Source organism: Citrobacter sp. Cf088 (assembly GCF_030334295.1).
Taxonomy (GTDB): Bacteria; Pseudomonadota; Gammaproteobacteria; order Enterobacterales; family Enterobacteriaceae; genus Citrobacter; species Citrobacter freundii.
Genome location: NZ_JAOWEE010000040.1, coordinates 231,295 through 255,086, shown reverse-complemented (window position 1 = coordinate 255,086; position 23,792 = coordinate 231,295). Strand labels below are relative to the sequence as shown.

The 23,792-nt window shown below is 52.6% G+C and carries 20 protein-coding genes and 1 pseudogene; 8 read left to right on the top strand and 13 right to left on the bottom strand.

What is annotated here, in order from left to right:
* Positions 1-137: 137 nt before the first annotated feature.
* From yiaY to OGV71_RS06480, 4 genes are all read left to right on the top strand, one after another.
* On the top strand, positions 138-1,289 hold the full coding sequence (yiaY, locus tag OGV71_RS06495) for an L-threonine dehydrogenase (RefSeq protein ID WP_204583179.1): 1,152 nt from the start codon (positions 138-140) through the stop codon (positions 1,287-1,289).
* Between the two features lie 92 nt (positions 1,290-1,381).
* The gene (gene aldB / locus OGV71_RS06490) at positions 1,382-2,920 is read left to right on the top strand and encodes an aldehyde dehydrogenase AldB (RefSeq protein WP_003837670.1); all 1,539 of its coding nucleotides are present in this window, start codon (positions 1,382-1,384) and stop codon (positions 2,918-2,920) included.
* Between the two features lie 211 nt (positions 2,921-3,131).
* A complete protein-coding gene (locus OGV71_RS06485) occupies positions 3,132-3,455 on the top strand; it encodes a DUF3302 domain-containing protein (RefSeq protein WP_003024200.1) in 324 nt (107 codons plus the stop codon).
* Between the two features lie 5 nt (positions 3,456-3,460).
* Entirely contained in the window at positions 3,461-4,597 is a 1,137-nt protein-coding gene (locus OGV71_RS06480) for an HlyD family secretion protein (RefSeq protein WP_003024202.1), read from the top strand.
* 7 nt (positions 4,598-4,604) lie between these two features.
* On the opposite strand, the gene OGV71_RS06475 is transcribed toward OGV71_RS06480, so the two are convergent.
* Complete coding sequence (locus OGV71_RS06475; protein WP_003844559.1) at positions 4,605-5,567, bottom strand: LysR family transcriptional regulator; 963 nt, start codon at positions 5,565-5,567, stop codon at positions 4,605-4,607.
* A 121-nt stretch (positions 5,568-5,688) separates the two neighbouring features.
* Here OGV71_RS06475 and OGV71_RS06470 point away from each other — a divergent pair, with 121 nt between their 5' ends.
* Complete coding sequence (locus tag OGV71_RS06470; protein ID WP_003024206.1) at positions 5,689-6,429, top strand: MipA/OmpV family protein; 741 nt, start codon at positions 5,689-5,691, stop codon at positions 6,427-6,429.
* A gap of 87 nt (positions 6,430-6,516) precedes the next feature.
* Here OGV71_RS06470 and OGV71_RS06465 read toward each other — a convergent pair whose 3' ends face one another.
* Together OGV71_RS06465 and OGV71_RS06460 are read right to left on the bottom strand one after the other, a co-directional pair.
* Positions 6,517-8,472 carry a glycoside hydrolase family 127 protein gene (locus OGV71_RS06465; RefSeq protein ID WP_204583180.1) on the bottom strand — a complete coding sequence of 652 codons (1,956 nt, stop codon included), beginning with the start codon at positions 8,470-8,472 and terminating at the stop codon, positions 6,517-6,519.
* Between the two features lie 10 nt (positions 8,473-8,482).
* Positions 8,483-9,883 (bottom strand): MFS transporter, encoded by a 1,401-nt coding sequence (locus tag OGV71_RS06460; protein WP_204583181.1) that lies wholly within the window; start codon positions 9,881-9,883, stop codon positions 8,483-8,485.
* A gap of 252 nt (positions 9,884-10,135) precedes the next feature.
* Here OGV71_RS06460 and OGV71_RS06455 point away from each other — a divergent pair, with 252 nt between their 5' ends.
* On the top strand, positions 10,136-10,951 hold the full coding sequence (locus tag OGV71_RS06455; protein ID WP_086550587.1) for a helix-turn-helix domain-containing protein: 816 nt from the start codon (positions 10,136-10,138) through the stop codon (positions 10,949-10,951).
* A gap of 4 nt (positions 10,952-10,955) precedes the next feature.
* Here the strand turns inward: OGV71_RS06455 and araD are convergent, their stop codons facing one another.
* The 8 genes from araD to yiaK all read right to left on the bottom strand — a co-directional run bounded on the left by araD (position 10,956) and on the right by yiaK (position 18,531).
* Positions 10,956-11,651 (bottom strand): L-ribulose-5-phosphate 4-epimerase, encoded by a 696-nt coding sequence (araD, locus tag OGV71_RS06450; protein WP_003024215.1) that lies wholly within the window; start codon positions 11,649-11,651, stop codon positions 10,956-10,958.
* Positions 11,645-12,505: an L-ribulose-5-phosphate 3-epimerase gene (locus OGV71_RS06445; protein ID WP_003024218.1), complete on the bottom strand. Its 861-nt coding sequence runs from the start codon at positions 12,503-12,505 to the stop codon at positions 11,645-11,647. Before OGV71_RS06445 ends, araD begins: the two co-directional genes overlap by 7 nt.
* Positions 12,498-13,160 (bottom strand): 3-keto-L-gulonate-6-phosphate decarboxylase UlaD, encoded by a 663-nt coding sequence (gene ulaD / locus OGV71_RS06440; RefSeq protein ID WP_136397268.1) that lies wholly within the window; start codon positions 13,158-13,160, stop codon positions 12,498-12,500. Before ulaD ends, OGV71_RS06445 begins: the two co-directional genes overlap by 8 nt.
* Positions 13,160-14,662 carry an FGGY-family carbohydrate kinase gene (locus tag OGV71_RS06435; RefSeq protein ID WP_204583182.1) on the bottom strand — a complete coding sequence of 501 codons (1,503 nt, stop codon included), beginning with the start codon at positions 14,660-14,662 and terminating at the stop codon, positions 13,160-13,162. The genes ulaD and OGV71_RS06435 overlap by 1 nt, the downstream gene beginning before the upstream one ends.
* 97 nt (positions 14,663-14,759) lie before the next feature.
* Positions 14,760-16,079: an MFS transporter gene (locus tag OGV71_RS06430; RefSeq protein ID WP_204583183.1), complete on the bottom strand. Its 1,320-nt coding sequence runs from the start codon at positions 16,077-16,079 to the stop codon at positions 14,760-14,762.
* Between the two features lie 31 nt (positions 16,080-16,110).
* On the bottom strand, positions 16,111-17,043 hold the full coding sequence (locus tag OGV71_RS06425) for a DUF4862 family protein (protein ID WP_204583184.1): 933 nt from the start codon (positions 17,041-17,043) through the stop codon (positions 16,111-16,113).
* A 13-nt stretch (positions 17,044-17,056) separates the two neighbouring features.
* A complete protein-coding gene (locus OGV71_RS06420) occupies positions 17,057-17,521 on the bottom strand; it encodes a YhcH/YjgK/YiaL family protein (RefSeq protein ID WP_174501165.1) in 465 nt (154 codons plus the stop codon).
* A gap of 11 nt (positions 17,522-17,532) precedes the next feature.
* On the bottom strand, positions 17,533-18,531 hold the full coding sequence (yiaK, locus tag OGV71_RS06415) for a 3-dehydro-L-gulonate 2-dehydrogenase (RefSeq protein WP_204583185.1): 999 nt from the start codon (positions 18,529-18,531) through the stop codon (positions 17,533-17,535).
* Positions 18,532-18,748: 217 nt separating this feature from the next.
* On the opposite strand from yiaK, the gene yiaJ reads away from it, so the two are divergent.
* On the top strand, positions 18,749-19,564 hold the full coding sequence (gene yiaJ / locus OGV71_RS06410) for an IclR family transcriptional regulator YiaJ (protein WP_003024237.1): 816 nt from the start codon (positions 18,749-18,751) through the stop codon (positions 19,562-19,564).
* Positions 19,565-19,681: 117 nt separating this feature from the next.
* A pseudogene (locus tag OGV71_RS06405) lies at positions 19,682-20,156 on the top strand (4Fe-4S dicluster domain-containing protein).
* A gap of 34 nt (positions 20,157-20,190) precedes the next feature.
* On the opposite strand, the gene avtA reads toward OGV71_RS06405, so the two are convergent.
* Together avtA and malS are read right to left on the bottom strand one after the other, a co-directional pair.
* Positions 20,191-21,441: a valine--pyruvate transaminase gene (avtA, locus tag OGV71_RS06400; RefSeq protein ID WP_003844572.1), complete on the bottom strand. Its 1,251-nt coding sequence runs from the start codon at positions 21,439-21,441 to the stop codon at positions 20,191-20,193.
* A 176-nt stretch (positions 21,442-21,617) separates the two neighbouring features.
* Positions 21,618-23,648 (bottom strand): alpha-amylase, encoded by a 2,031-nt coding sequence (malS, locus tag OGV71_RS06395; protein ID WP_204583186.1) that lies wholly within the window; start codon positions 23,646-23,648, stop codon positions 21,618-21,620.
* Positions 23,649-23,792: the final 144 nt, after the last annotated feature.

Here is a 23,792-nt window from a genome sequence, read left to right as displayed (position 1 = left end):
GAAATAAGCACATTAGATTATGAACCTAATGTGCTTTTTAATTGTGGTTGTTATTAAAATAACAACCATGATCATATTCTGTTGGATATTTCACTCGTATGCTTCCTGACTCTTTTAGAGTAATTAAGGATCGTACAATGGCTGCTTCAACATTTTTTATTCCTTCCGTGAATGTAATCGGCGCTGATTCATTAAAAGACGCAATGAATACAATGGCGGAATATGGTTTTCGCCGTACGCTGATTGTCACGGATGCCATGCTGACGAAATTAGGTATGGCTGGCGAGATTCAAAAGGCATTACAGGAACGTGATATTTTCAGCGTAATTTACGATGGTACGCATCCTAATCCCACAACCAGCAACGTTGCCGCTGGCCTGCAAATGTTGACTGAAAACAACTGTGATAGCGTTATTTCTCTCGGTGGCGGTTCTCCACACGATTGTGCAAAAGGTATTGCGCTGGTGGCGGCTAATGGTGGGGATATTCGCGATTACGAAGGTGTAGACCGTTCTGCAAAACCGCAGCTGCCGATGATCGCCATCAACACCACGGCGGGTACGGCATCTGAAATGACCCGCTTCTGCATCATCACCGATGAAGTACGCCACATTAAAATGGCGATTGTCGATAAGCACGTTACGCCGCTGCTGTCGGTTAACGACTCCTCGCTGATGGTCGGCATGCCGAAGTCTCTGACGGCGGCTACCGGTATGGATGCGTTAACCCACGCTATCGAAGCCTACGTGTCGATTGCTGCCACGCCGATTACCGATGCATGTGCGCTGAAAGCGGTCACCATGATTGCGCAAAACCTGCCGGTCGCCGTTGAAGAGGGCAGTAATGCTCAGGCGCGCGAAGCCATGGCCTATGCGCAGTTCCTCGCAGGTATGGCCTTTAACAATGCCTCTCTTGGCTACGTGCATGCAATGGCGCACCAGCTGGGTGGCTTCTACGATCTGCCACACGGAGTATGTAATGCCGTACTGCTGCCGCATGTACAGGTATTTAATAGTAAAGTTGCTGCCGCCCGCCTGCGCGATTGCGCCTCGGCAATGGGTGTGAAAGTTGCTGGTCTGAGCGAAGAGCAAGGGGCAGAAGCCTGCATCGCGGCGATCCGCGAACTGGCGCAGAAAGTGAATATACCGGCCGGTCTGCGTGAGCTGAACGTGAAGGAAGAAGATTTTGCCGTTCTGGCGACTAATGCCCTGAAAGATGCCTGTGGTTTCACTAACCCGATTCAGGCGACACATGAAGAAATCATGGCGATTTATCGTGCTGCCATGTAATTCGTGATACCTGTCGTAAAGCAGTAAAAGGCTGGCGAATAATTCGCCAGTCCCGTCTACCCTTGTAATACCCCTACAGCAAGGAGACGGTCATGACCAATAACCCCCCTTCAACGCGTATTTACCCCGGCGAGTATGGTTACCCCCTGAAGTTAAAAGCCCGATACGATAACTTTATCGGTGGTGACTGGGTCGCCCCCGTGGACGGCGAGTATTACCAAAACCTGACGCCGGTAACCGGGCAATTACTGTGCGAAGTGGCCTCTTCCGGCAAAAAGGACATCGATCTGGCACTGGATGCCGCGCATAAAGTAAAAGATAAATGGGCGCAGACTTCCGTGCAGGACAGGGCGGCGATTTTGTTCAAAATTGCCGATCGTATGGAGCAAAATCTGGAGCTGCTGGCAACGGCTGAAACCTGGGATAACGGTAAACCCATCCGCGAAACCAGTGCGGCCGATGTGCCGCTGGCAATTGACCATTTCCGCTATTTTGCCTCCTGTATTCGTGCGCAGGAAGGGGGAATCAGCGAGGTTGATAGCGAAACCGTGGCTTATCACTTCCATGAACCTCTTGGCGTGGTAGGGCAAATTATCCCGTGGAACTTCCCGCTGCTGATGGCCAGCTGGAAGATGGCACCCGCGCTGGCGGCGGGTAACTGCGTGGTGCTTAAACCTGCGCGCCTGACGCCGCTGTCCGTACTGTTGCTGATGGAAGTCATCGGCGATCTGCTCCCGCCTGGCGTGGTGAACGTGGTAAACGGCGCGGGTGGGGAGATCGGTGAGTATCTGGCGACGTCAAAACGTATTGCGAAAGTGGCGTTTACCGGCTCAACGGAAGTTGGGCAGCAGATCATGCAGTACGCCACGCAGAACATTATTCCTGTCACGCTGGAACTGGGCGGGAAATCACCCAATATCTTCTTCGCGGACGTGATGGATGAAGAAGATGCGTTCTTTGACAAAGCGCTGGAAGGTTTTGCATTGTTTGCCTTCAACCAGGGCGAAGTGTGTACCTGTCCGAGTCGTGCGCTGGTTCAGGAATCCATTTATGAACGTTTTATGGAAAGAGCCATTCGTCGGGTGGAAAGTATCCGTAGCGGCAACCCGTTAGACAGCGTGACGCAAATGGGCGCGCAGGTGTCGCATGGTCAACTGGAAACTATTCTGAATTACATCGACATTGGTAAGAAAGAAGGAGCAGATGTTCTCACCGGCGGGCGGCGCAAGCAGCTGGATGGCGAGTTAAAAGAGGGGTACTACCTCGAACCAACCATTCTGTTTGGTAAGAACAACATGCGGGTTTTCCAGGAGGAGATCTTCGGGCCGGTTCTGGCTGTCACAACGTTTAAAACCATGGAAGAGGCGCTGGAAATCGCTAATGACACCCAATATGGGCTTGGTGCTGGTGTCTGGAGTCGTAATGGAAATCTGGCGTACAAAATGGGACGTGGGATTCAGGCAGGGCGAGTTTGGACCAACTGTTACCATGCGTATCCGGCACATGCGGCGTTTGGTGGCTATAAGCAGTCAGGCATCGGGCGCGAGACGCATAAGATGATGCTTGAACATTATCAGCAAACCAAGTGCCTGTTGGTGAGCTACTCTGATAAACCACTGGGGCTGTTTTAATTTCACGTCTCTTACTGCCCGGTCGCGTTTAGCGTACCGGGCATCAAGTTATGTCCTGCAGCTCGAAAGACGACGTGTATATATAGAAACCCATATATCGTTATATAAATAAGAAAATTGCATCCAGTCTGGTCATTCCAATACTATTATCAACTCTATTGTTTAAATCAAATTGCATCTGAATTCCTTAATTTAAATCCCTGAGGCAAATATGTTCCTTAATTATTTTGCATTAGGAGTGCTTATTTTTGTATTCCTGGTCATTTTTTACGGGATTATTATTCTGCATGATATTCCCTATCTAATTGCAAAGAAACGTAACCACCCCCATGCCGACGCAATACATGTTGCGGGTTGGGTTAGTTTGTTTACCTTACATGTTATTTGGCCCTTTTTATGGATCTGGGCAACGCTTTATCGTCCGGAGCGCGGATGGGGTATGCAGAGCGCGGATTCTTCCCTGATCCAGCTTCAGGCAAGGGTTGCGGATCTGGAAAAGAAACTGGGTGAGGCCAAGACCTCTCCGGCGGAGTAATATCGATGGATTTACTAATTGTTCTGACCTATGTGGCGTGTGCATGGTCAATATTTAAAATTTTTAAAATTCCTGTAAATAAATGGACAGTTCCTACCGCAGCATTAGGCGGTATATTCATTGTTTGCGGGCTTATATTACTGATGAATTATAACCATCCGTATACCTTTAAAGCACAAAAGGCGGTAATTTCTATTCCCGTGGTGCCGCAGGTAACGGGTGTAGTGACAGAAGTGACGGATAAGAAGAATACGCTAATCAAAAAAGGCGAGGTTCTGTTTAAGCTTAATCCAGGGCGTTATCAGGCACGGGTCGATCGCCTGAAAGCTGATATTGTCACCGCACAGCATAAAGAGCAGGCTCTGGTTGCGCAGTTAGACGAAATGATAGCCAACACGCAGCGGGCAAAGGCCACGCGTGACAAACTGGCAAAAGATTACCAGCGCTATGCGCAGGGTAGTCAGGCGAAGGTGAATCCTTTTTCTGAACGCGATATTGATGCGGCGCGGCAAAACTATCTGGCGCAGGAAGCGTCGGTGAAATCTTCCGTCGCGGAGCAGCAGCAAATCCAGAGTCAGTTAGACAGCCTGATACTGGGCGAGAATTCGCAAATTGCCAGCCTGAAAGCGCAGTTAGCCGAAGCGGAGTTCAACCTGGACCAGACTGTGGTTCGCGCACCCAGCGATGGCTATGTGACGCAGGTGCTGATGCGCCCGGGAACCTATGCCGCCGCGCTGCCGATGCGTCCGGTGATGGTATTCATCCCGGATCAAAAAAGGCAAATTATCGCCCAGTTCCGTCAGAACTCGCTGCTGCGTCTGGAACCTGGCGATGAAGCGGAAGTGGTATTTAACGCGCTGCCGGGTAAGGTATTCAGCGGTAAACTGGCTGCAATTAGTCCGGCAGTGCCGGGCGGGACATACCAGTCGAATGGGGCGCTGCAATCCTTAAATTCTACGCCCGGTTCGGAAGGGGTAATCGCCACGATTGAGCTGAATGATAATGCGGAGGTTAGCGCGTTACCTGATGGGATCTACGCGCAGGTCGCGGTTTATTCTGACCACTTCGAACATGTGTCCGTCATGCGCAAAGTCTTGTTGCGCATGACCAGTTGGGTACATTACCTGTATCTCGATCATTAAACTCAGGCTATTTTGCTTGCTCAGTCTGCTGATCCAGAGACTGAGCAAGTTGCCGGCGAATCTCCGCCAACATCTCATCAAGAATAAACTGTACCCGCCATGGCTGATATTCACGTTTGCGGAAAATCGCCACCAGATCCAGCCACCATTCATGCTGTCCGGAGAAACACGGAACCAGCCCGTTAGGCTGACTTTCTTTTTGTACGCTCGCCTTCGGTGCAAAAACAATGCCCAGATGGTTTCGCGCCAACGACAGCGCAGATTGCGTATTGTCGCAAACATAATTACCCGTTACGCGATAGTCATGCATCTCTTTACCTCCGGGGGAGGAGAATCGCCAAATGTTAGCATCATCAATCATCATGGAATCAATCAGAATACAGGAGTGATGCTCAAGTTCTTCAGGAGTGCTGATGGGATGTTGGGCCAGGTATTGATTACTGGCGAAAGCGGTAACCACATATTTGGTAATAAAACTGGCGACCAAAGATTCATCTTTTGGATGTGCATAAGTAATTAAAACATCACAGTCATCTGGAAATTCGACTCCTTCATAAAAGGCTTTACGTTCCAGGTTATAGGTTTTTAGCACCAGACTGATATCGCCAATATCCATAATTTTTGCAATAACATGTTGCGATAAGTAAGCGATAATTCCGGTTGGTGCATATACCGTTACTTTTCCACGTTTCTCGTGCTTATAATCAGCAATGAAATTATTTAACTGCTCGTTTCTGTCTAACATGTCATTGATGTAAGGAAGTAACGCTATACCAAACGGCGTGAGGGTCAGTTGCCGGGTGGTGCGGTCAAACACCTTTAATCCAACTTTTGATTCAAAATCAGCAAGATATTTACTGACGTTGGCCTGTGCGATGCCGAGAACAGTCGCGGCATGACTGATATTTTCACTGGCAGCGATTACCGAAATAATCTTCAACTCCCGGTGTTTAAGTTGTAATTTATTCATCGCCAAGCCCAATATATATAATTTTTTATATATTACTATATAAATATGAACCTTGCACCGATGAAATTGTAAGCATTATTATGCACCAGTTTTGTAGCTTATTTTAAAATGGAATGTTGGCATGTTAATTAAACACAATATTGTGGCGCTGCTCGCCTTTTCTTTTATGGCGAGTGCAACTGCCGCAGAGTTTTCTATTGGCGCTGGTGCTGTATATAATGAATCACCTTATCGCGGGTATAATGATAATGTTCACGCAGTACCGCTAGTCAGTTACGAAAGTGAATCATTTTATTTTAGGCAAACAACGCTAGGTTATATTTTGTCTAAGAGTGAAAGTAATGAATTTAGTATTACTGCCTCTTATATGCCGCTTGAGTTTGATCCCGGCGATAATGACGATCATGCGATGAAAAAGCTGGATAAGCGTGACGCAACTGCAATGGCGGGTGCCGCGTGGTATCACCATGAAAGATGGGGTAGCGTGAAAGTCTCCGCCGCTGCGGATGTGCTGGACAACAGTAATGGCTGGGTAGGGGAAGTTTCACTGTTCCGTCCAATGCCGATGGGCAAGCTGACGCTGACGCCATCGATTGGCGTGCTCTACTATGACGAAAACTTCAATGAATACTACTACGGCATATCGGGTAATGAGTCCCGTCGTAGTGGCTTATCAAGCTATTCCCCAGGCGATAGCTGGACACCGTATGTTGGCCTGTCCGCTAAATACGCATTGACCACTAACCTGACGCTGCTGGCAAGCGCCAATTATAGCGCACTGCCGGATGACATTAAAAATAGCCCGATGGTTGATCGCGATGACAGCTTTACCTTTATGTCCGGTCTGACCTGGCGTTTCTGATTCTCACCCGTTTGTCCTCAGGGAGGAGGGCAATCTTTTCATGAGACATTGACGGATGGGGGCTAACCGCCGCCATCCGCCTTATTATTACTGCTCGTTTATCCAGATACGCATTTCGCCTTCACCACGGTTTGCCCAGCTAAACCACGGAATAAACGTCAATGTATGCGCCTGACGCGAAGTTGGGGAAACATCGTAGTGCCACAACGATTGTTGTGCTGCATCGGCTGCACTTTGCTTCACACCTTCAGCCTGAATTAACATTTTATGGCTGAACAATCCCTTACCTTCGAATACTCTGAACTCACTCTCTTTTGGCAACCACAGATTATGCAATTCCTCGCCGTTGTCGGCCTGCTCCAGGCAATATACCAGTGGTCCACGCTGAATGGCGACTTTACCGGCAACATGACGCACTAATGGATTTCCGTATACCCGACGCACCGGCATTGGCAGGGTCAAACTGAGCGTATCGCCTTCCTGCCAGGTTCGACTGATGTGCAAATAGCCTTTGCGAATATCCTGCTCAACCGGCTGACCATTCAACAAAACCTGCGGCGCGGAGCACCAGTCTGGTAGGCGCAGAGCCAGGGTGTGATAAACCGACTGCGGTGATTCGATGGTGATTTTTACCTGCTCATGCCATGGGTAATCTCCGCTAATACGCAGTTTAAGCGAGCCGTTTACAACAGGGACCTCCATGCTATTGCCCACGTACATATTGATATACAGCGCGTCCTGACGCGGTGTATAGATGTAGTGGCCAATTGAGGTTAACACGCGGGCGATATTCGGCGGGCAACAGGCGCAGCCAAACCAGCGCTGACGAACAGGTTTCACGTGGTCATAAATATGATTGAATTTTAATGAGTTAGGATGTACTTCCAGCGGGTTCACATAGAAGAAGTGCTTGCCATCGAGCGCCATCCCGCCCAATACGGTATTATACAGGGCGCGCTCCATCACGTCGGCATACTGGCTGTCGGCTTCCATTTCCAGCATTCTGCGGGCGAACATCATCAGGCCGATTGAGGCGCAGCTTTCCGCATACACGGTGTCGTTGGGCAGATCGTAATCGCTGCTAAACGCCTCGCCGCTGCTTTGTGAACCGATCCCGCCGGTAATGTACAACTGGCGCTGGGCCATGTTTTTCCACAGACGCAGGCAATCCTGACGCTTGCCTTCGTCCTGGCTTAAGCGTGCCAGATGAGCGACGCCGGTCATCAGGTAGACAAAGCGCACCGCATGCCCGATCGCCGTTTGCTGTTCTGAAATGGGCTGATGAGCCTGGCTATAGGGTTTATCCTTCACCATCCATGCCGGACCGTAAGTATGCCAGTAAGAGGTTTGGCCGCGCTTTTCGTACTCTTCGTCATAGAAATGGGGCTGTGCGCCGCGCTGTTCCACAAAGTAATTTACCAGCGCCATATAGCGTGGTTGCTGGGTCACTTCGTATAAGCGCATTAACGCCAGTTCGATTTCCGGGTGTCCTGGGTAGCCGCGCAGTTGATTCTCCCTGAGTCCAAACACGCTGTCGATGTGATCCGCCAGGCGACACACCACCTCTAACAGACGGCGTTTACCCGTTGCCTGAAAGAACGCGACGCCTGCTTCGATCAAATGACCTGCACAGTACAACTCATGACACTCGGCGAGGTTGGTCCAGCGTTCATCCGGTGCTTTCACTGTGAAGTACGTATTGAGATAGCCGTCTTCACATTGGGCGGCCGCCACCAGTTCAATGACTTCATCGGCCGTTTTTTCAAGTTCCGCATCGGGTTTCTGGCACAGGGACCAGGCAACGGCCTCCAGCCACTTTGCTACGTCGCTATCCTGAAAAACCATGCCGTAAAATTCGCCATCCTGCAGGCCCGCGGCGATACGGAAATTCTCTATCGCATGACTTGGTTCCGCCTCTGCAATGCGGTCATTGAGCGCATCCCATTGATAGGGGATCACCACGTCACGCACCAACTGCTGATATTGTCCGAGGAACGGATCGCTGACGGTGAGCTTATGCAGGTCGACTTCCAGTACGTTCATTTCGTGCTCCTTAAGGCTGTACATGACGCTGACGCAGATCGGTGGCAATGCGCGACATCATCGGATTATTGAGTTTGCAGATGCGGATAGACAGCGCCAACAGCAGGTGGAACAGTGCGGGAAGCAGCGTCTCCATCGCGGTAATTCCTTGCAGCGAGCTGGTGGTTTGGTTACCAGCGCCTGGCTGATAGGCGACAAAAATAAACAGCAGGCTGATGATCCCCGCACTTGAGGCCCAGGCCAGCTTGATGAAGAACAGATTGAAGGCGAAATTCATGCCGGAGGAACGTACGCCGGTTTTCCACTCGCCGTAATCGTCGGCGAAGGCCATCAGTGAGAAGTGCAACGGCAGCGTGAAGCCTAAAATAATGCCGTTACCGAGGATGACTGCCAGCCACAGCGTCTGATAAGCCGGGCCGGTTGGCAGGAACCACATCAGTATCGCCAGGGCCGTCAGCACCAGATTGGTGTAGTAATAGAGTTTGACGGTATCGATGCGGCGGGTCAGGGGGCTGACGATCACTGAACCGATGATGGACGCGAAAGTGACCATGGTGAAAAACAGCGACGTATAGGCGGTGCTGCCTTCCAGCACGTAGGTAATAAAATACATGTACCCGCCGCCGCGAATATTAAAGACGTTGATCAGCAGGAAAGACATTACCAGCATCAACAATAGCTGATCGTTTTTGCGCAGCCCGCCAATGTGTTCACGCAGGGTAAATTTCCCCATCATCGCCAGCGGCACACGCTCGCGAACCCAGAAGAAACAGCACAGGAACATCCCCACCGCGATGGCACACAGGATGCCCACGCCAAACTGATAACCCTGCGCGGCATTGCCCTGACCCAGAATATCCACCATCCACGGCAGACCAACGGAAACCAGGAATCCCGCCACGCCGCACAGCACAAAGCGCCAGGACTGACAGGCGATCACCTCGTTATGGCGGGTCGTCATGGTGTTGATCAGCGCACAATACGGTACGTTGATGGCGGTATAGCCGACAGAGAGCAGGAGATAGGTGCCGAATGCCCAGGCGATCTTGACCCCCATGCTGGCGTCCGGGACGGTAAAAGTGAGCACGCCAATAATACCGATCGGAATCGCAACCCACAGTTGCCACGGGCGAAAGCGCCCCCAGCGGCTTTGCGTACGGTCGGCCAGCACGCCCATGATGGGGTCGGAAATGGCGTCAAATACACGCAGGGCAATAAATAATGTGCCGACTAGCGCAGGCGTTAACCCGAAGACATCGGTGTAGAAAAATGTCAGGAAGTTCATGATCAGGCAGGTAATTACCGTCCCGCCAGCATCGCCTAGCCCATAACCAATTTTTTCACGCAGGGATAATTTGTCGTCCTGGGCGCGCTGTGCCAAATCAGATGTTGTAATCGGAGCCGAAGTCATAAATAACTCCCGGAGAGGATGTTCAGAAAGTAACCCGCTACGTTGCGGGTTATTTGTTTGTAATTTGCAAAATACGTTATTTATTCTGCACGAAATGTTTGGGTCAACAAGGGAAGAGAAAAGTATAAAAAGATGACAATTCCGACTTCATTATAAAAATGTGATTTCGATCCGGCGGAAAGCGGATTTATCGTAAATAATCAATGGTAAAGAGCGGTTTAAATAATGTAGAAAGCGGGAATTTGAATATATATGCTCGAATTATCCATGTCTCTTCCGATTAAAGTGCAAAATGGTGGGCTATTTATTTCCCGGGGCGTGGGCAGTCATCCTGCGCGACAATTGCAATCCTGGGAAATTATCTTTGTTGAAAAAGGGACATTAACAATTCGCGAAGGTCAGACAGTTTTTTGCGTGAATGCCGGAGAAAGTTTGCTGCTGTGGCCGCAGCGCTTGCATATTGGCGTTGGGCAATTTCCGGCTGATTTGAAATTTTACTGGTTGCACTTTGAGGTGACAGCAGAAAATGAAGCATCAATAGCAGGATCGTTACTTGCTATACCTCAGCATACCCAGGTGGGCGAGCCCCAATATATTATTTCGCTGTTTCGCCAGTTCTTACGCGAGCAGGAAAATATTCATCGCAGCATGGCGCTGGAACTGATCCTGCTGCTAATTTTGCAGCAAATTTCTGCGGCTGCCAGCGAGCACCTCGCCGAAAGCCCCGGTAATGCGCTAGCCTGGAAAGCGCAGCAAATCATTCACACCCGGTTCCACCTGCCGATTAGTGCTTCAACTCTGGCGAAAGAGCTGCATTGCAATGCGGACTATCTGGGGCGTGTTTTCCGTGGGGCTTTCCGGCTGACGCTAACCGAAGCGTTGCACCGTCAGCGGGTAAGGGCGGCAGAAAAACTGTTAATCAGCGATTCGCTGTCGCTAACCGAAGTGGCGATGAAATGTGGATTTAATGATGTGGGGTATTTTCGCAAAATATTCCACAAGCACACCAGCCTGACGCCCGCGGCGTGGAAACGGCGCTATTGCAAAGAACATATTAATAGCGCCTGAGCCGTTATTGTCCGTAATACGCATTCGCCCCGTGTTTGCGCAGATAATGTTTATCCAGCAACTCAGACTGCATATCCGGCAACTGCGGGGCTAACTGGCGAGAGAACAGCCCCATGTAGGCGCACTCTTCGAGCACCACAGCGTTATGCACCGCGTCTGCGGCGTCTTTACCCCAGGCGAACGGTCCGTGGGAGTGCACCAATACCGCCGGAACCTGCAGCGGATTGAGATCGCGCTGCTCGAAGGTCTGAATGATCACCTCTCCGGTTTGATATTCATATTCGCCGTTGATCTCTTCAGCGGTCATCAGACGCGTACACGGAATAGAACCATAGAAATAATCGGCATGCGTGGTGCCCCATGCCGGGAGATCCAGACCCGCCTGCGACCAGATCGTCGCGTGGCGAGAATGGGTATGGACGATCCCGCCGATCTGTGGATAACGACGATACAGTGCCAGATGGGTTGGTGTGTCGGACGACGGTTTTTTGTTGCCTTCCACTACGTTGCCGCTGGCAATATCCACTACCACCATGTCGTCGGCGGTCATCACCTCATATTCCACGCCGGATGGCTTAATCACCATCAGTTTACGTGTTTCATCCACTGCGCTGACGTTGCCCCAGGTAAAGGTGACTAAGCCATGAGCCGGGAGCGCCAGGTTTGCCGCCAGCACCTCGGCTTTCAGTTGTTCTAACATGGAAATCCTCCTTCCTGCATGCGTGCTTCTATCCAGCGCCGTGCCTGGATAATTTCCAGTACCGGCTCTTTCGCTTTTTCAGTCCACATTTCAATCAGAAACGACCCGCGATAGTTCAGCTGATGCAGCGTTTTGAAGATGCCAACAAAGTCCACGCACCCTTCGCCAAACGGCACATCGCGAAACTGGCCCGGATGAGTTTCGGTTACCGGCAGCGTGTCTTTCAGATGGATAGCAGCGATGCGGTCAATGCCCAGCGTCAATTCGGCAGTGACGTCATTCCCCCAGGCGCTGAGGTTGCCCACGTCCGGATAAACGGTGAACCACGGCGATGACAGCATTTCATCCCACTTTTTCCACTTGCTGATCGAGTTCATAAACGCGGTATCCATGATTTCTACCGCCAGCATCACCTGCGCGGCGGCGGCTTGCTCGACTGCCCATGCCAGTCCTTCGGCAAAGCGCTGCTGCGTTCCTGCGTCATGTTCTTCGTAATAGACGTCGTAACCGGCTAACTGAATGGTGCGAATACCCAGGTCGCGCGCCAGACGAATGGCTTTGCTCATTATTTCTCGCGCCCGCTCACGCACGGCTTCATCGCGGCTGCCAAAGGGAAAACGACGGTGGGCGGACAAGCACATTGACGGGATCGCTACGCCGGTTTCCAGCATCGCGCTCACCAGCGATGCGCGCTGAGCCGGACTCCAGTCGAGACGCGACAGACGTTCATCGGTTTCATCCACCGACATCTCGACGAAATCAAAACCGCAGCTTTTTGCCAGCACCAGCCGTTCCGGCCAGGAGAGGTCTTTCGCCAGCGCTTTTTCATAGATACCTAATGGATGATTACGCATGCAGTGTTCCCCAGATGGCGTCGATTTGCGCATGGAATTCGCCAGCAACCTGCGCTGGGTTTTGCGCTCCCGCCAGCGCGCGCCCGGCAATAAAAGCTTTGACGTTAATATCGCGAAACAACGACAGATCGGCGGGCGTGATCCCACCGGTAATCGACAGTTCCAGACCAATATCAGAAAGCGCCTTCATACGCGCCAGGTCTGCTTCTCCCCACTGTTGTCCGCTGGCCTGAGCATCGCGGCCACGATGGTAAATCGCCTGGCGAACGCCAACGCGATACCAGTCGCGGGCATCATCCAGCGTCCAGTTGCCGAACAGCTCCATCTGAATTTCGCCGCCGCAGGACTGCGCGATGCCATGACCTTTCTCTACCGTCGCCAGCGGCGCAGCACAGATAATGGTCATCCAGTTTGCACCTGCTCCAAAGGCTTGCTGCGCGAGGGTTTCGCCCGCATCGGCCACTTTCCAGTCGGCGACGATGATTTTATTCGGGCACTGGGCACGCAGTGCTTTCACGGCGCTCAGCCCTTCGGTTAAGCAGAGAATCGTCCCCGCTTCAACGATATCGACGTTCTCTTGTAGCAGCGCGACGTCGCGTTGTGCGGCTTCAAGGCTGGTGTGGTCGAGCGCCAGTTGCAGTAATGGTCGACTCATCATTCGTGCTCCTTAATGCGGGCGTGGTAGCCCTGTAGTGCGGTAATTAAATCCAGGTATTGGCGGTATTTACGCTGGTAGCTCGACTGCGCGGCGGCGTCCGGCAATAGCGTGCGCACCGGGTGCTGTAGGCTGCGCTGGGCGTCGCTGAAGTTGGAATAAACGCCGGTGCCGACGCGGGCGGCGAGCGCAGCGCCAAAGCAACCGGTCTCTTCAATCTGCGGCAATTCGATACGTAAACCGCTGACGTCTGCCAGCATTTGCATCCAGATGTCGGAGTGCGCCGGACCGCCAGTGACGCGCAGGGTATGCGCCTTCGTAAAACGTTCGCGCATGCGGTTGAGGTGGGTCATGTGGCTAAAAACCACGCCTTCGTAGATGGCCTGTAATAAGTGGGCGCGAGTGTGTATTGCCTGCATGCCATAAAAGCCGCTGGTCATCTCCAGCCCGGCGTTGCTGCCGTACAAAAAGGGCAGGAAGAAAAGCTCGCTACCGGCTTTCGGTAAGCTGGCGACGGCCTGATTGATCTCAGCAAAAGAGAGTTCGCCCCACTGGGCGGTAAACCATTCCAGATTGCCGGAAGAGGTCGGGCTAGCTTCGTGAACGATGTACTGCCCGTCGTTGACATAGCGCCCATAAACATAGGGATGGGCCTCGTGGTCGCGCAGACCGTGAGCGATCCCGCTGGTGACGGCCCAGGTACCCATCACCGCGTTGAGGGTGTATTCATCTTCGATACCGGCGCAGAGTGCGGTGGAAACCACATCAAACAGTCCGCCGACGACGGGCGTGCCCGCCGCCAGACCGGTTATGGCGGCTGTCTGAGCGGTGATTTCCCCGCATATTTCTGCTGAGCCGACAATCGGCGGTAGCGCATTGTCGATCTCACTGATGCCCAGCCACTGGGTCAGGCGCGAGTCGTACTGACCCGAAGTCATGTTGTAGAGGTTCGACTCGGAAATATTGCTCTCTTCACAGCCTTTGACGCCGGTTAAGCACCAGCGCAGATAGTCATGGCCCATCATGACGCAGCCAATTTGCGCGTAACGGTGAGGTTGATTCTCTTTCACCCAGCGCAGCAATGATGCCGGATGCCCGGTCCACAATGTCTGGCGGGTGACCGGGTAGAGCTGCTCAGGGATCCCATCCTGCTGCCAGCGCTGAACGATGTCCATCGCCCGGCGGTCGGAAGAGAGGATGGCATTGCCCAGCGGTTTATCCTGCTTATCGAGAAGGAACAGGCCTTTGCCCTGAGCGGAAATACCGACGCCTTTGATTTGATCGCCGCAGACGCCGGTGCGCGCTAACAGCCCGGCGATCGTGGCTACACACTGTTGCCACAACTGGTGCATATCGCGTTCGGCGTAACCGGGCAATAGCGATGCGGTCTGCAACGATTGCCGGTTAATGCCATGTTCATGACCTTTGGCGTCATACAACCCGGCTTTCAGATACGTACCGCCACAATCAATACCCAGCCAGAAGGTCTCTTTCTCACTCATCTTGTTATCTCATTTTTGCCGGATGGCGCTGCGCTTATCCGGCCTGGGACGGTTGCTACCTGTAGGCCCGGTAAGCGCAGCGCCACCGGGCATTGTTTTACGCTGTACGTTTATGTGGATTCAGTGTCTTTAGCGGAGCGGCACCGGCGTCGCATTTGGCTGGCAGCAGCAGCGCCATCAGCGCGGCCAGAGCCAGTGAGATAGCCAGGCAGTAAACCCCCGCATCTTTGCTATACAGGGTGATGAGTACGCCGACCGCATAAGGACCGCAGAAGCCGCCGAGGTTGCCCAGCGCGTTGATGACTCCACGCGCGCCACCGGCCATTTCCGCACTGAACAAACGCGCCGGAATGGTCCAGAACACGCCCGCTGCCGATTGCAGGAAGAAGCCGCAGCCGACCAGCGCGGCATAAGCCAGCCAGACGTTATTTTTCAGCGCCACGGAAAGGAACATGCACAGGGCAAAGCCAATCAACGGCAGGCAGACGAACAGCTTGCGTTTACCGGTGCGGTCAGAGAGAGAAGAGAACAGGAACATCCCGGCAATGGCCCCGACGTACGGCAGAATGGCGAGCATACCGACCTGTCCCATGCTGCTGTGCGTCAACTCTTTGAGGATGGTCGGCAGCCACAGGGTGTAACCGTAAATCCCGGTCTGATAGAAGAAGTTCAGCGCGATGAGCTGCCACATGGTTTTATCGGAAAGCACCGCGCCCAGAGAGGCATTTTTGACTTCCGTTCCGGCAATGGCTCTTTGCTCGGCGGCCAGCGTTTCGACCAGGTAATTTTTCTCGGCCTCAGAGATCCAGCGCGCCTCCTGTGGACGGTCGTAAACGGTATAGGCCCACAACACCAGTACAACGACGGAAAGCAAACCTTCAATGATGAACAGCCAGCGCCAGTCGAGAACGGTGATAATCCAGCCCGAGAGCGGAGCGGTAATGATCCCGGCAATCGGCACAAACATAATCACAATCGCATTGGCGCGACCACGCTCGGCGTCGGGGAACCAGTTACTGATCATCGTCAGCACCACCGGCAGCATGCCGCCTTCGGCAACGCCGAGTAAAAAGCGCAGAACCAGCAGTTGGTACTGATTAGTGATTAACCCCGTGAGGACGGAAATAACCGCCCAGGCAACCAGCGACCAGCCGATAAATTTCTTGCCGCTACCGTGAACGGCAATTTTTCCGCCGGGAACCTGTAAAAACAGATAACCGATAAAGAAAATACCGCCAGCCAGTCCTGCCATGGTGGCGGAAATACCTAATTCCTCATCCATTCCGCCCGGCATCGCGAAAGCGATATTGACGCGGTCCATATAAGAAATAATACAGGCGATGAGAATAGGTGGAATAATCCGCAGCCAGCGCTGACGGGGTATATCTTTGAGTGTAGGGCGAGAGGTCATGTTCATATTAATATTCTCGTAGAGTAGTATTTTATTTTTATAGTTTTGCTTTATTTAATGCGGCGATACCGTCGCGCAATATTGCTACGCGATGGTTCACATCTGCATTGGCGTTTATTTCCAGCAATTTAATACCGGCAAATTGCAGTGGTTCGGCTTCTGCACAGGCGAATAATTCGCGGGCATGGTCGGTGGTCATCAGGCTTTGTGGGCAGAATGGGGCAAACGGCGCGTGTAAGTCCTGCCACTCACCGTATTCCCCCGCAAGCGTGGTACCGGAGAACATCAGCGCGCCCAGTTTTCCAGCCCGTTTGGCCTGCTGCGTGTGGTCCAGCGCCAGGGCGGGATTCTGCCCTTCAATGGTCGATCGCGCCCAGTTAATGCACACGCTGATGTCATACCCGGCAATGACCTCCAGCACATTGTCTAACGGCAGAAAGCCTTTGCGCGGCGCAATGCCGGTCATGGCGTCGCAATGTTCCAGCACCAGATCGCAGGACCAGTCCCAGGAGGTAATTTCTTTCAGCGAACGGGCAAACGCGTCGGTGGCCTGTGCAACATTTGGGTTGCTGGCATTGGGGGCGGCATGCAGTTCCAACGCAATCACTTTTCCGGCGTGTGCCGTATTGATATGGTTGATTTTCTGCTGTAGATGACGGTAATACGCCACGCAGGCTTTACGCTGTTCTTCGTCGCTGGAGGCCAGCCCAAAAGCGCTGTTTGCGCCGCGACGGCGCATGGTTTCCATAATGGCGGTGACCACGATTTGCCAGTCGCCCGGCGTATGACGTAATAACCATTCGTCGCCTAACGGGTGAAGATGTTCAAGGCAGGGCTGCTCCAGACCACGAATATCCGGAGTATCGGCGAGCTGTCGCCAGAATTCCTTCTCTTCCTCTTCACTCTTGTGGTGAAATGAGGGTGCACAGGGGTACGCACCGATAATATAACCGGCATTATTAACGCTCATGTTGTGCTCCTTTTTATAAAACTGAAATAGCAACCTTCACGACTATTTTGCGGATCGGCGTGGCGACAGTTTTATGACATGCAGGGCGATGAACATCCTGCGGGAAAAATATGGCATAACTTCCCGGAATCATTTCAATGAAAGATTCATGTTCGCTGGCGTGATAAAAAATAATATCGCGCTGTTCTAATAACGATTCGCTGATTTGGTTATTCCCGGTATCAATCGCGATCCCGATTTTCTCTTCGCCCCAGGCCAGAAATTGAATATCCAGGTAGCGGCGATGCACCTCCGGGCGATTTTCGGCAACGTCACGCGTGGTTAAATCGATAACCTGCGCGAAGATATTTTTACCGTCGATTTCTACCACGCCCGGTTCCAGATTGTGGAAATCTGTGCTGCGCAGAAAGTCGAGTGCCCTTTCAATCGCCGCGGGTAAACGACATGGGTTAGGCTGAGCAATATGTCCGAAGATCATGGTGTTGCTCCTTACAGGGTCTGAATTTTGGCCCAGACGCTGTCATCAACGGTGATACCGTTGCGGCGGTTTTCTTCCAGCAGCTTTGTAAACTCGTGGCCCGGCAGGCGGACAGGTGTGTTTTCATCGGCGCGTTCGGCGGAGGTGATGAAATCCATAATGCGCTGCAGTTTGGCGTCGCGGGTGGCGCCGTCGATAAGCTTATCCACTTCAATGGCGATAAAAATCTGTGAAACGCCATATTCATCGCTGTTGTCCTGGGTGACCTCGGCCACGGAAGAACCGTCTGAAAGCAGGGTGGCGATCATATCCAGCACAATCGACAGACCTGAACCTTTCCAGTAACCCATTGGTAAAATGCGGCGGTTTTTTTCGATAACGCCCGGCTCTTTAGTGAGATTGCCTTCATCATCAAAGCCACCATCTACCGGCAGTTCGCTACCGGCCAGGCGATTCACTTCCAGCATGCCGTAGGAGAACATCGACATCGACATATCAACCATGGTGATTGGCGATGAGGGGATCGCGACGATCAACGGGTTAGTACCAATGCGGCACTCTTTCGAACCCCACGGCGGCATGACGGCAATCGAGTTAGTCCAGCAGATACCGATGTAACCTTTCTCCGCCGCCTGCCAGCCATAGCTGCCGCCGCGCATCCAGTGGTTGGCGTTACGCAGTGCGACCAGGCCAATACCGTGATCGGAGGCCAGCTCAATGGCTCTGTCCATCATCTTTTTCGCCGTCAGATTTCCGATCGAACGCCGGGCATCCCATTGTTCAATCGCTCCCAGGCTAGTAATGCGTTGCGGTTTGGCCTCAGGAATGATGTCGCCGTTATCTAATTGCTGAATAAAACGAGGAAAACGATTCACGCCGTGTGAATACACGCCGGACTCGGTGGTGCGCGCAAACATTTCGGCACAGGCATCGGCGGTTTCAACGGCGATACCGCGTGCCAGCAGTACCCGATTGAACGCATCTTTCAACTGCTCAAAAGTGACTTTCATTCCTGTTTCCTTGTTTAAATTTGATCGCTTTTTTATCTCTAAATTTCACTATGCGAAATCTGATTTCAAATATAGCGATCAAATTTTGACAGATCAACGGGGTGGTCTATTTTTTAAAATCATCAAAATCAAATAGTTGTGTTTTTTCGGTTCAGATCGTGAACTGAAACACACTTTGCGCTACCATCAGAGCGCGACGAAAAGGGGAGCGGAAGCGATGGGCACAAAAGAGAGTGAAATGACGCAAGACAAAGAGAGGCCAGCCGGAAGTCAGAGCCTGTTCCGTGGTTTGATGTTGATTGAGATTCTGAGTAACTATCCGAATGGGTGCCCGTTGGCGCATTTGTCTGAACTGGCAGGGCTGAACAAAAGTACTGTGCATCGACTCCTGCAAGGGCTGCAATCCTGTGGGTATGTCACCCCCGCGCCAGCGGCAGGGAGTTATCGCCTGACCACCAAATTTATTGCCGTGGGTCAGAAGGCGTTGTCGTCACTGAACATCATCCATGTTGCTGCGCCGCACCTCGAAGCGCTGAATATCGCCACCGGTGAAACCATCAACTTCTCAAGCCGTGAAGATGACCACGCGATTCTGATTTATAAGCTGGAACCGACGACGGGCATGCTGCGTACCCGCGCTTATATCGGCCAACATATGCCGCTGTATTGCTCGGCGATGGGTAAAATTTACATGGCGTTTGGGCATGCGGATTATGTGGAAGCCTACTGGGAGAGCCATCAGGATCTTATTCAGCCCCTGACCCGCAATACCATTACCGGTTTACCGGCGATGTACGACGAATTGGCGCAGATCCGCGAAAGCAGTATGGCGATGGATCGGGAAGAGAACGAACTGGGCGTTTCCTGTATTGCCGTGCCGGTGTTTGATATTCATGGTCGGGTGCCGTACGCGGTGTCAATTTCACTCTCTACCTCGCGACTTAAGCAGATAGGGGAAAAAAATCTACTCAAGCCACTACGGGAAACCGCGCAGGCGATTTCAAATGAGCTGGGTTTTACCGTTCGCGATTAGGCAGAGATCCATAGTTATTCAGGCACCTGACAATATTTAACCGTTTCCCCTGTCCGATCAAAGCGACAAGGGCGACCTCTCTGGCACTCTGTGGTTTTCACGCAGAGGGAGGGGACAATGAACGCGTTTATTATGGCGGATGCGGCAAAATGTATTGGGTGTCGTACCTGCGAAGTTGCCTGCGTCGTCGCGCACCAGCAAAACCAGGACTGTGCGTCGGTCTCTTCTTCTGCGTTTATACCGCGGATTCGGGTAATCAAAGATGACACCTTTACAACGGCGGTCGCCTGCCATCAATGCGAAGACGCTCCCTGTGCGAATGTTTGCCCAACGCACGCCATTCGTCGTGAACATGGGCATATCTTCGTTGAACAGACACGTTGTATTGGTTGTAAAAGCTGTGTGCTGGCCTGCCCGTTTGGGGGCAATGAATGTCGTTGCCCGTTCGTCGCGGGTGCAGGCGATAAAATGCGATTTGTGCTGGCATCGTGAGACGGGGCCAGCGTGTGTAGAAGCCTGCCCGACCAGCGCGTTGCAGTGTATTGATGCCGTCAGTATTCAGCGACAGCGTCTGCGTTCACAACCGCTGTGAAGTGAGCCCGACCCGCACTTGGGTCGGGTTTGCGTTAGCCTTCCAGCCAGGCGCGTTCGATCTCTTCAGCCAGAATCTTCACACCAGCTTCGATTTTCTCTGGTTCTGGCACGTAGTTCATCCGCATGCACTGATGGGTATGTGGCCAGGGTTTATCCAGCCCCGGGAAGAAGTAGTCACCGGGAACCATCAGTACGCCGCGCGCTTTCAGGCGCTGATACAGCAGTTCAGTAGTAATGGGCAAATCTTTGAACCACAGCCAAAGAAAAATCGCGCCCTCTGGTTTATGGATAAGGCAGCGATCTTCTGATAAGTAGCGGCGAATAATCGCAATCGTCTCCTGAACGCGCTGATAGTAAAACGGTTTAATTACCGTTTCGGACAGGCGCAGTAGATCGTTACGTTTAATCATCTCGCACATCATCGCCGGTCCCATCCCGCCAGGAGCAAGGCTGATGATGCCGTTCATATTGGTAATCGCAGTGATGATTTTTTCATTGGCGATAATGATGCCGCAGCGGGAACCTGGCAGGCCCAGCTTGGAAAGGCTCATGCACAGCACAATGTTGGGGTTCCACAGCGGACGCGCTTCGCTAAAGATGATGCCAGGGAATGGTACGCCATAGGCGTTATCAATCACCAGCGGGATCCCATGCAGGTTGGCCAGCCGGTCCAGCTTCATCAGCTCGTCGTCTGTGATCACGTTGCCTGTCGGGTTAGTCGGGCGTGACACGCAGATCATCCCCGTCTCTTCACCGATGTGCAGGTGTTCAAAATCAACGTGATACTTAAACTGGCCTTCCGGTAACAGTTCGATGTTCGGACGCGCGGAGACGAAAAGATCTTCTTCTAGCCCGGAATCGGCATAGCCAATGTATTCCGGGGCTAATGGGAATAACACTTTTTGCGTTGTTCCGTCAGCGCGGCGTCCGGCGAACAGATTGAATAAGTAGAAAAACGCGCTCTGACTGCCATTTGTCAGTGCAATATTTTGTGGCTCGATATCCCAACCCTGCTTCTCACGTAGCAGTTTCGCCAACTCAGACAGGAGCTCGGTTTTCCCTTGCGGACCGTCATAATTGCAAAGCGCATCAGTGGCTTTGCCGTTTGCCAGCATATCTGTCAGCAGAGACTGGAAGTAATTTTGCATCTCTGGAATTTGCGCCGGATTACCACCGCCGAGCATGATGGCACCTGGGGTGCGTAAACCGTCGTTGAGGTCCTCCATCAGGCGGGTGATGCCTGAATGGCGGGTAAATTTGTCGCCAAAAAGTGAGAATGTCATAGCAGGGGGTCTGTCGAACTGAGTAGTAAAGTGGCTAACCATAGCGCTACCCATGGCAGGGTGCAAATCAGGGGAAGCGGACCGGATTGATGTTTTGTGCTGCAGATGTTTGCCTGGCTGGTTTTTTATTTTGTGTTGGGATTCCCGCCGTATGCACAGCGGGAAGCCTGTTGGGATCAGGGCTGGCCGGCCCACACCACCATCACCTTATCGTCGTCATGCTCGCGGATAAATCCGTATCCCTGCTTCAGGGTAAGCGTAGTCTGTTTACCGGTGCCGATGGCGGGATGTCTGGCTCGGAACTGACTGATGCGCTGCCAGTGTGCGACGCTGGCGGCAGATTTCCCGCTCACATCCTGCCAGTTCATTTCTGAGCGCGTGCCCTGCAATGGGTCTGAGCCTGTTGGTCCAAAGGGTCGGGCCGACTCGTCGCCGTAAAAGAGTTGTACCGCGCCAGGCGCCAGCAACAATAGCTCGGCGGCTTTGTCTCCACCTTCGCGAAACAGACGCGTATCGTGCGAGGAGAGATAGCTCAGGACGTTGAAATCCTGCAATTTTTCAGCCATTTGTTGCCAGGTGACATCCATATTTGCCAGACAATCGACGGCCTTTGCCGCCTGCTCCTGATAGTCGAAATTGATCATCGCATCAAAGCCGTGACGGTAATAGTCGCTTTGCATCACGCCGTGACCCCAGGCCTCGCCGGTCATCCAGAAAGATTTATCATCCAGCGCTTTATCCGGGTTGGCTTTCTTCCACTCAGCCAGCGCTGCGCTGGCCTGTGTTTTTAATTGCTGCCAGGCGGGAAGCTCGACGTGTTTGGCGGTATCAACCCGAAAGCCGTCAATCCCGTAATCACGCACCCACTGGCTGAGCCAGTGCGTCAGATAATCGCGGGGCGTGTAACCGGCAATAGCTTTAGCGTGCGTATCTGGTTTGTGCTGATAAAAGTTTGGCAGCCCGGAAGGTGTGGTGGATTCGGTTTTCAGATCGGGCAGGAAGGCCAGTGACATGGTCAGGTCGTCAAAGCCAGGATTGTCGTAATCGCCAATATCGGTACGGATCCAGTTTTTCCCCCACCATTTTTCCCAACCTGTTTTATCGCTGAAGTTGATGTAATCATTAAAGCTGTGCCAGTTTTGCCCGGCGGCTGGCTTCCAGTCCGTCCAGCGTTCACCGAGCGTGTTTTTCAGTTCATCGCCCGACAAGTACAGCGCTCCAAACTGATACTCCTGCATATCCGCCAGCGTGGCGTAGCCGGTATGATTCATGACGACATCGAACAGGATACGAATGCCGCGCTGGTGCGCACCCTCAACCAGGGCACGCAGGTCAGCTTCATTACCCATATTCGCATCGAGCGTGGTCCAGTCCTGAGTGTAATAGCCGTGATAAGCGTAGTGGGGGAAATCGCCTTTGGTGCCACCGCCGACCCAACCGTGAATTTGCTCAAACGGTGCGCTGATCCACAAGGCGTTGACGCCCAACTGTTGCAGGTAGTCGAGTTTACTGGTGAGTCCGCGCAAATCGCCACCGTGGAAAGTGCCAATTTCCTGCATGCCGTCGTTGCGACGTCCGTAGCTGTGGTCGTTGCCTGGGTCACCATTTACAAAGCGATCCGTCAGAACGAAATACACCGTAGCGTTATGCCAGTCGAAAGCAGCCGGGGCATCGGTTTCTGCCCGCTCCAGCAGCAACAGCCCGTTACTGGCTGCGGCAGGTTGTAGGGTAATCGACCCATTCTTTACCGTTGCCGTTTGTTTGCTGTAGTAATCGCGCACCACGGCACCTTCCGGAAAGGTCTGGCTCACATCCAGTGTTAACGGCGAACCATCCCATTTCGGGCACTGGCGAATCTGGGTCGTGACAGGGTCTGCGGCGCTTTTTACCGAGAGCATCAACGTTGGCGTTCCGGAGCGGGTATCGACTTCCAGCGTGTAATCGCCGTCTTTGAATAAACGCCACTGCGGCGGCGCGCCTTCACACGGTTTTAGCGATAGCATCTGGTTGAGTTTTATCACATCAGCAGGCTGCCAGCACTGTTGGTCAAAATTTAGGATTAAAGGACGAGTACCCTTCGTCAACGCTGCATGGCTGACGAATTTACCCGTACCTTCCGCTTCGAAGTTGGGGAATCCCTGAGAAGTCCATGATGAGGCGATGGCAATGCCGGGCATGAGCGCCAGCGCAACGGCGGCAAGTTTCATAATGCTGTCCTTGGTGCTGCTGTTTTCGCCAGTTTGCCAGTGAAATCAGGCTGGAAACTCATCCTTTGAGTCGATTCCGCCAGGAGGAGAAGTGAGGGTGAGCGATCGCGTTCAAAAAATGAACTTATTTTGCGATAACCTCCA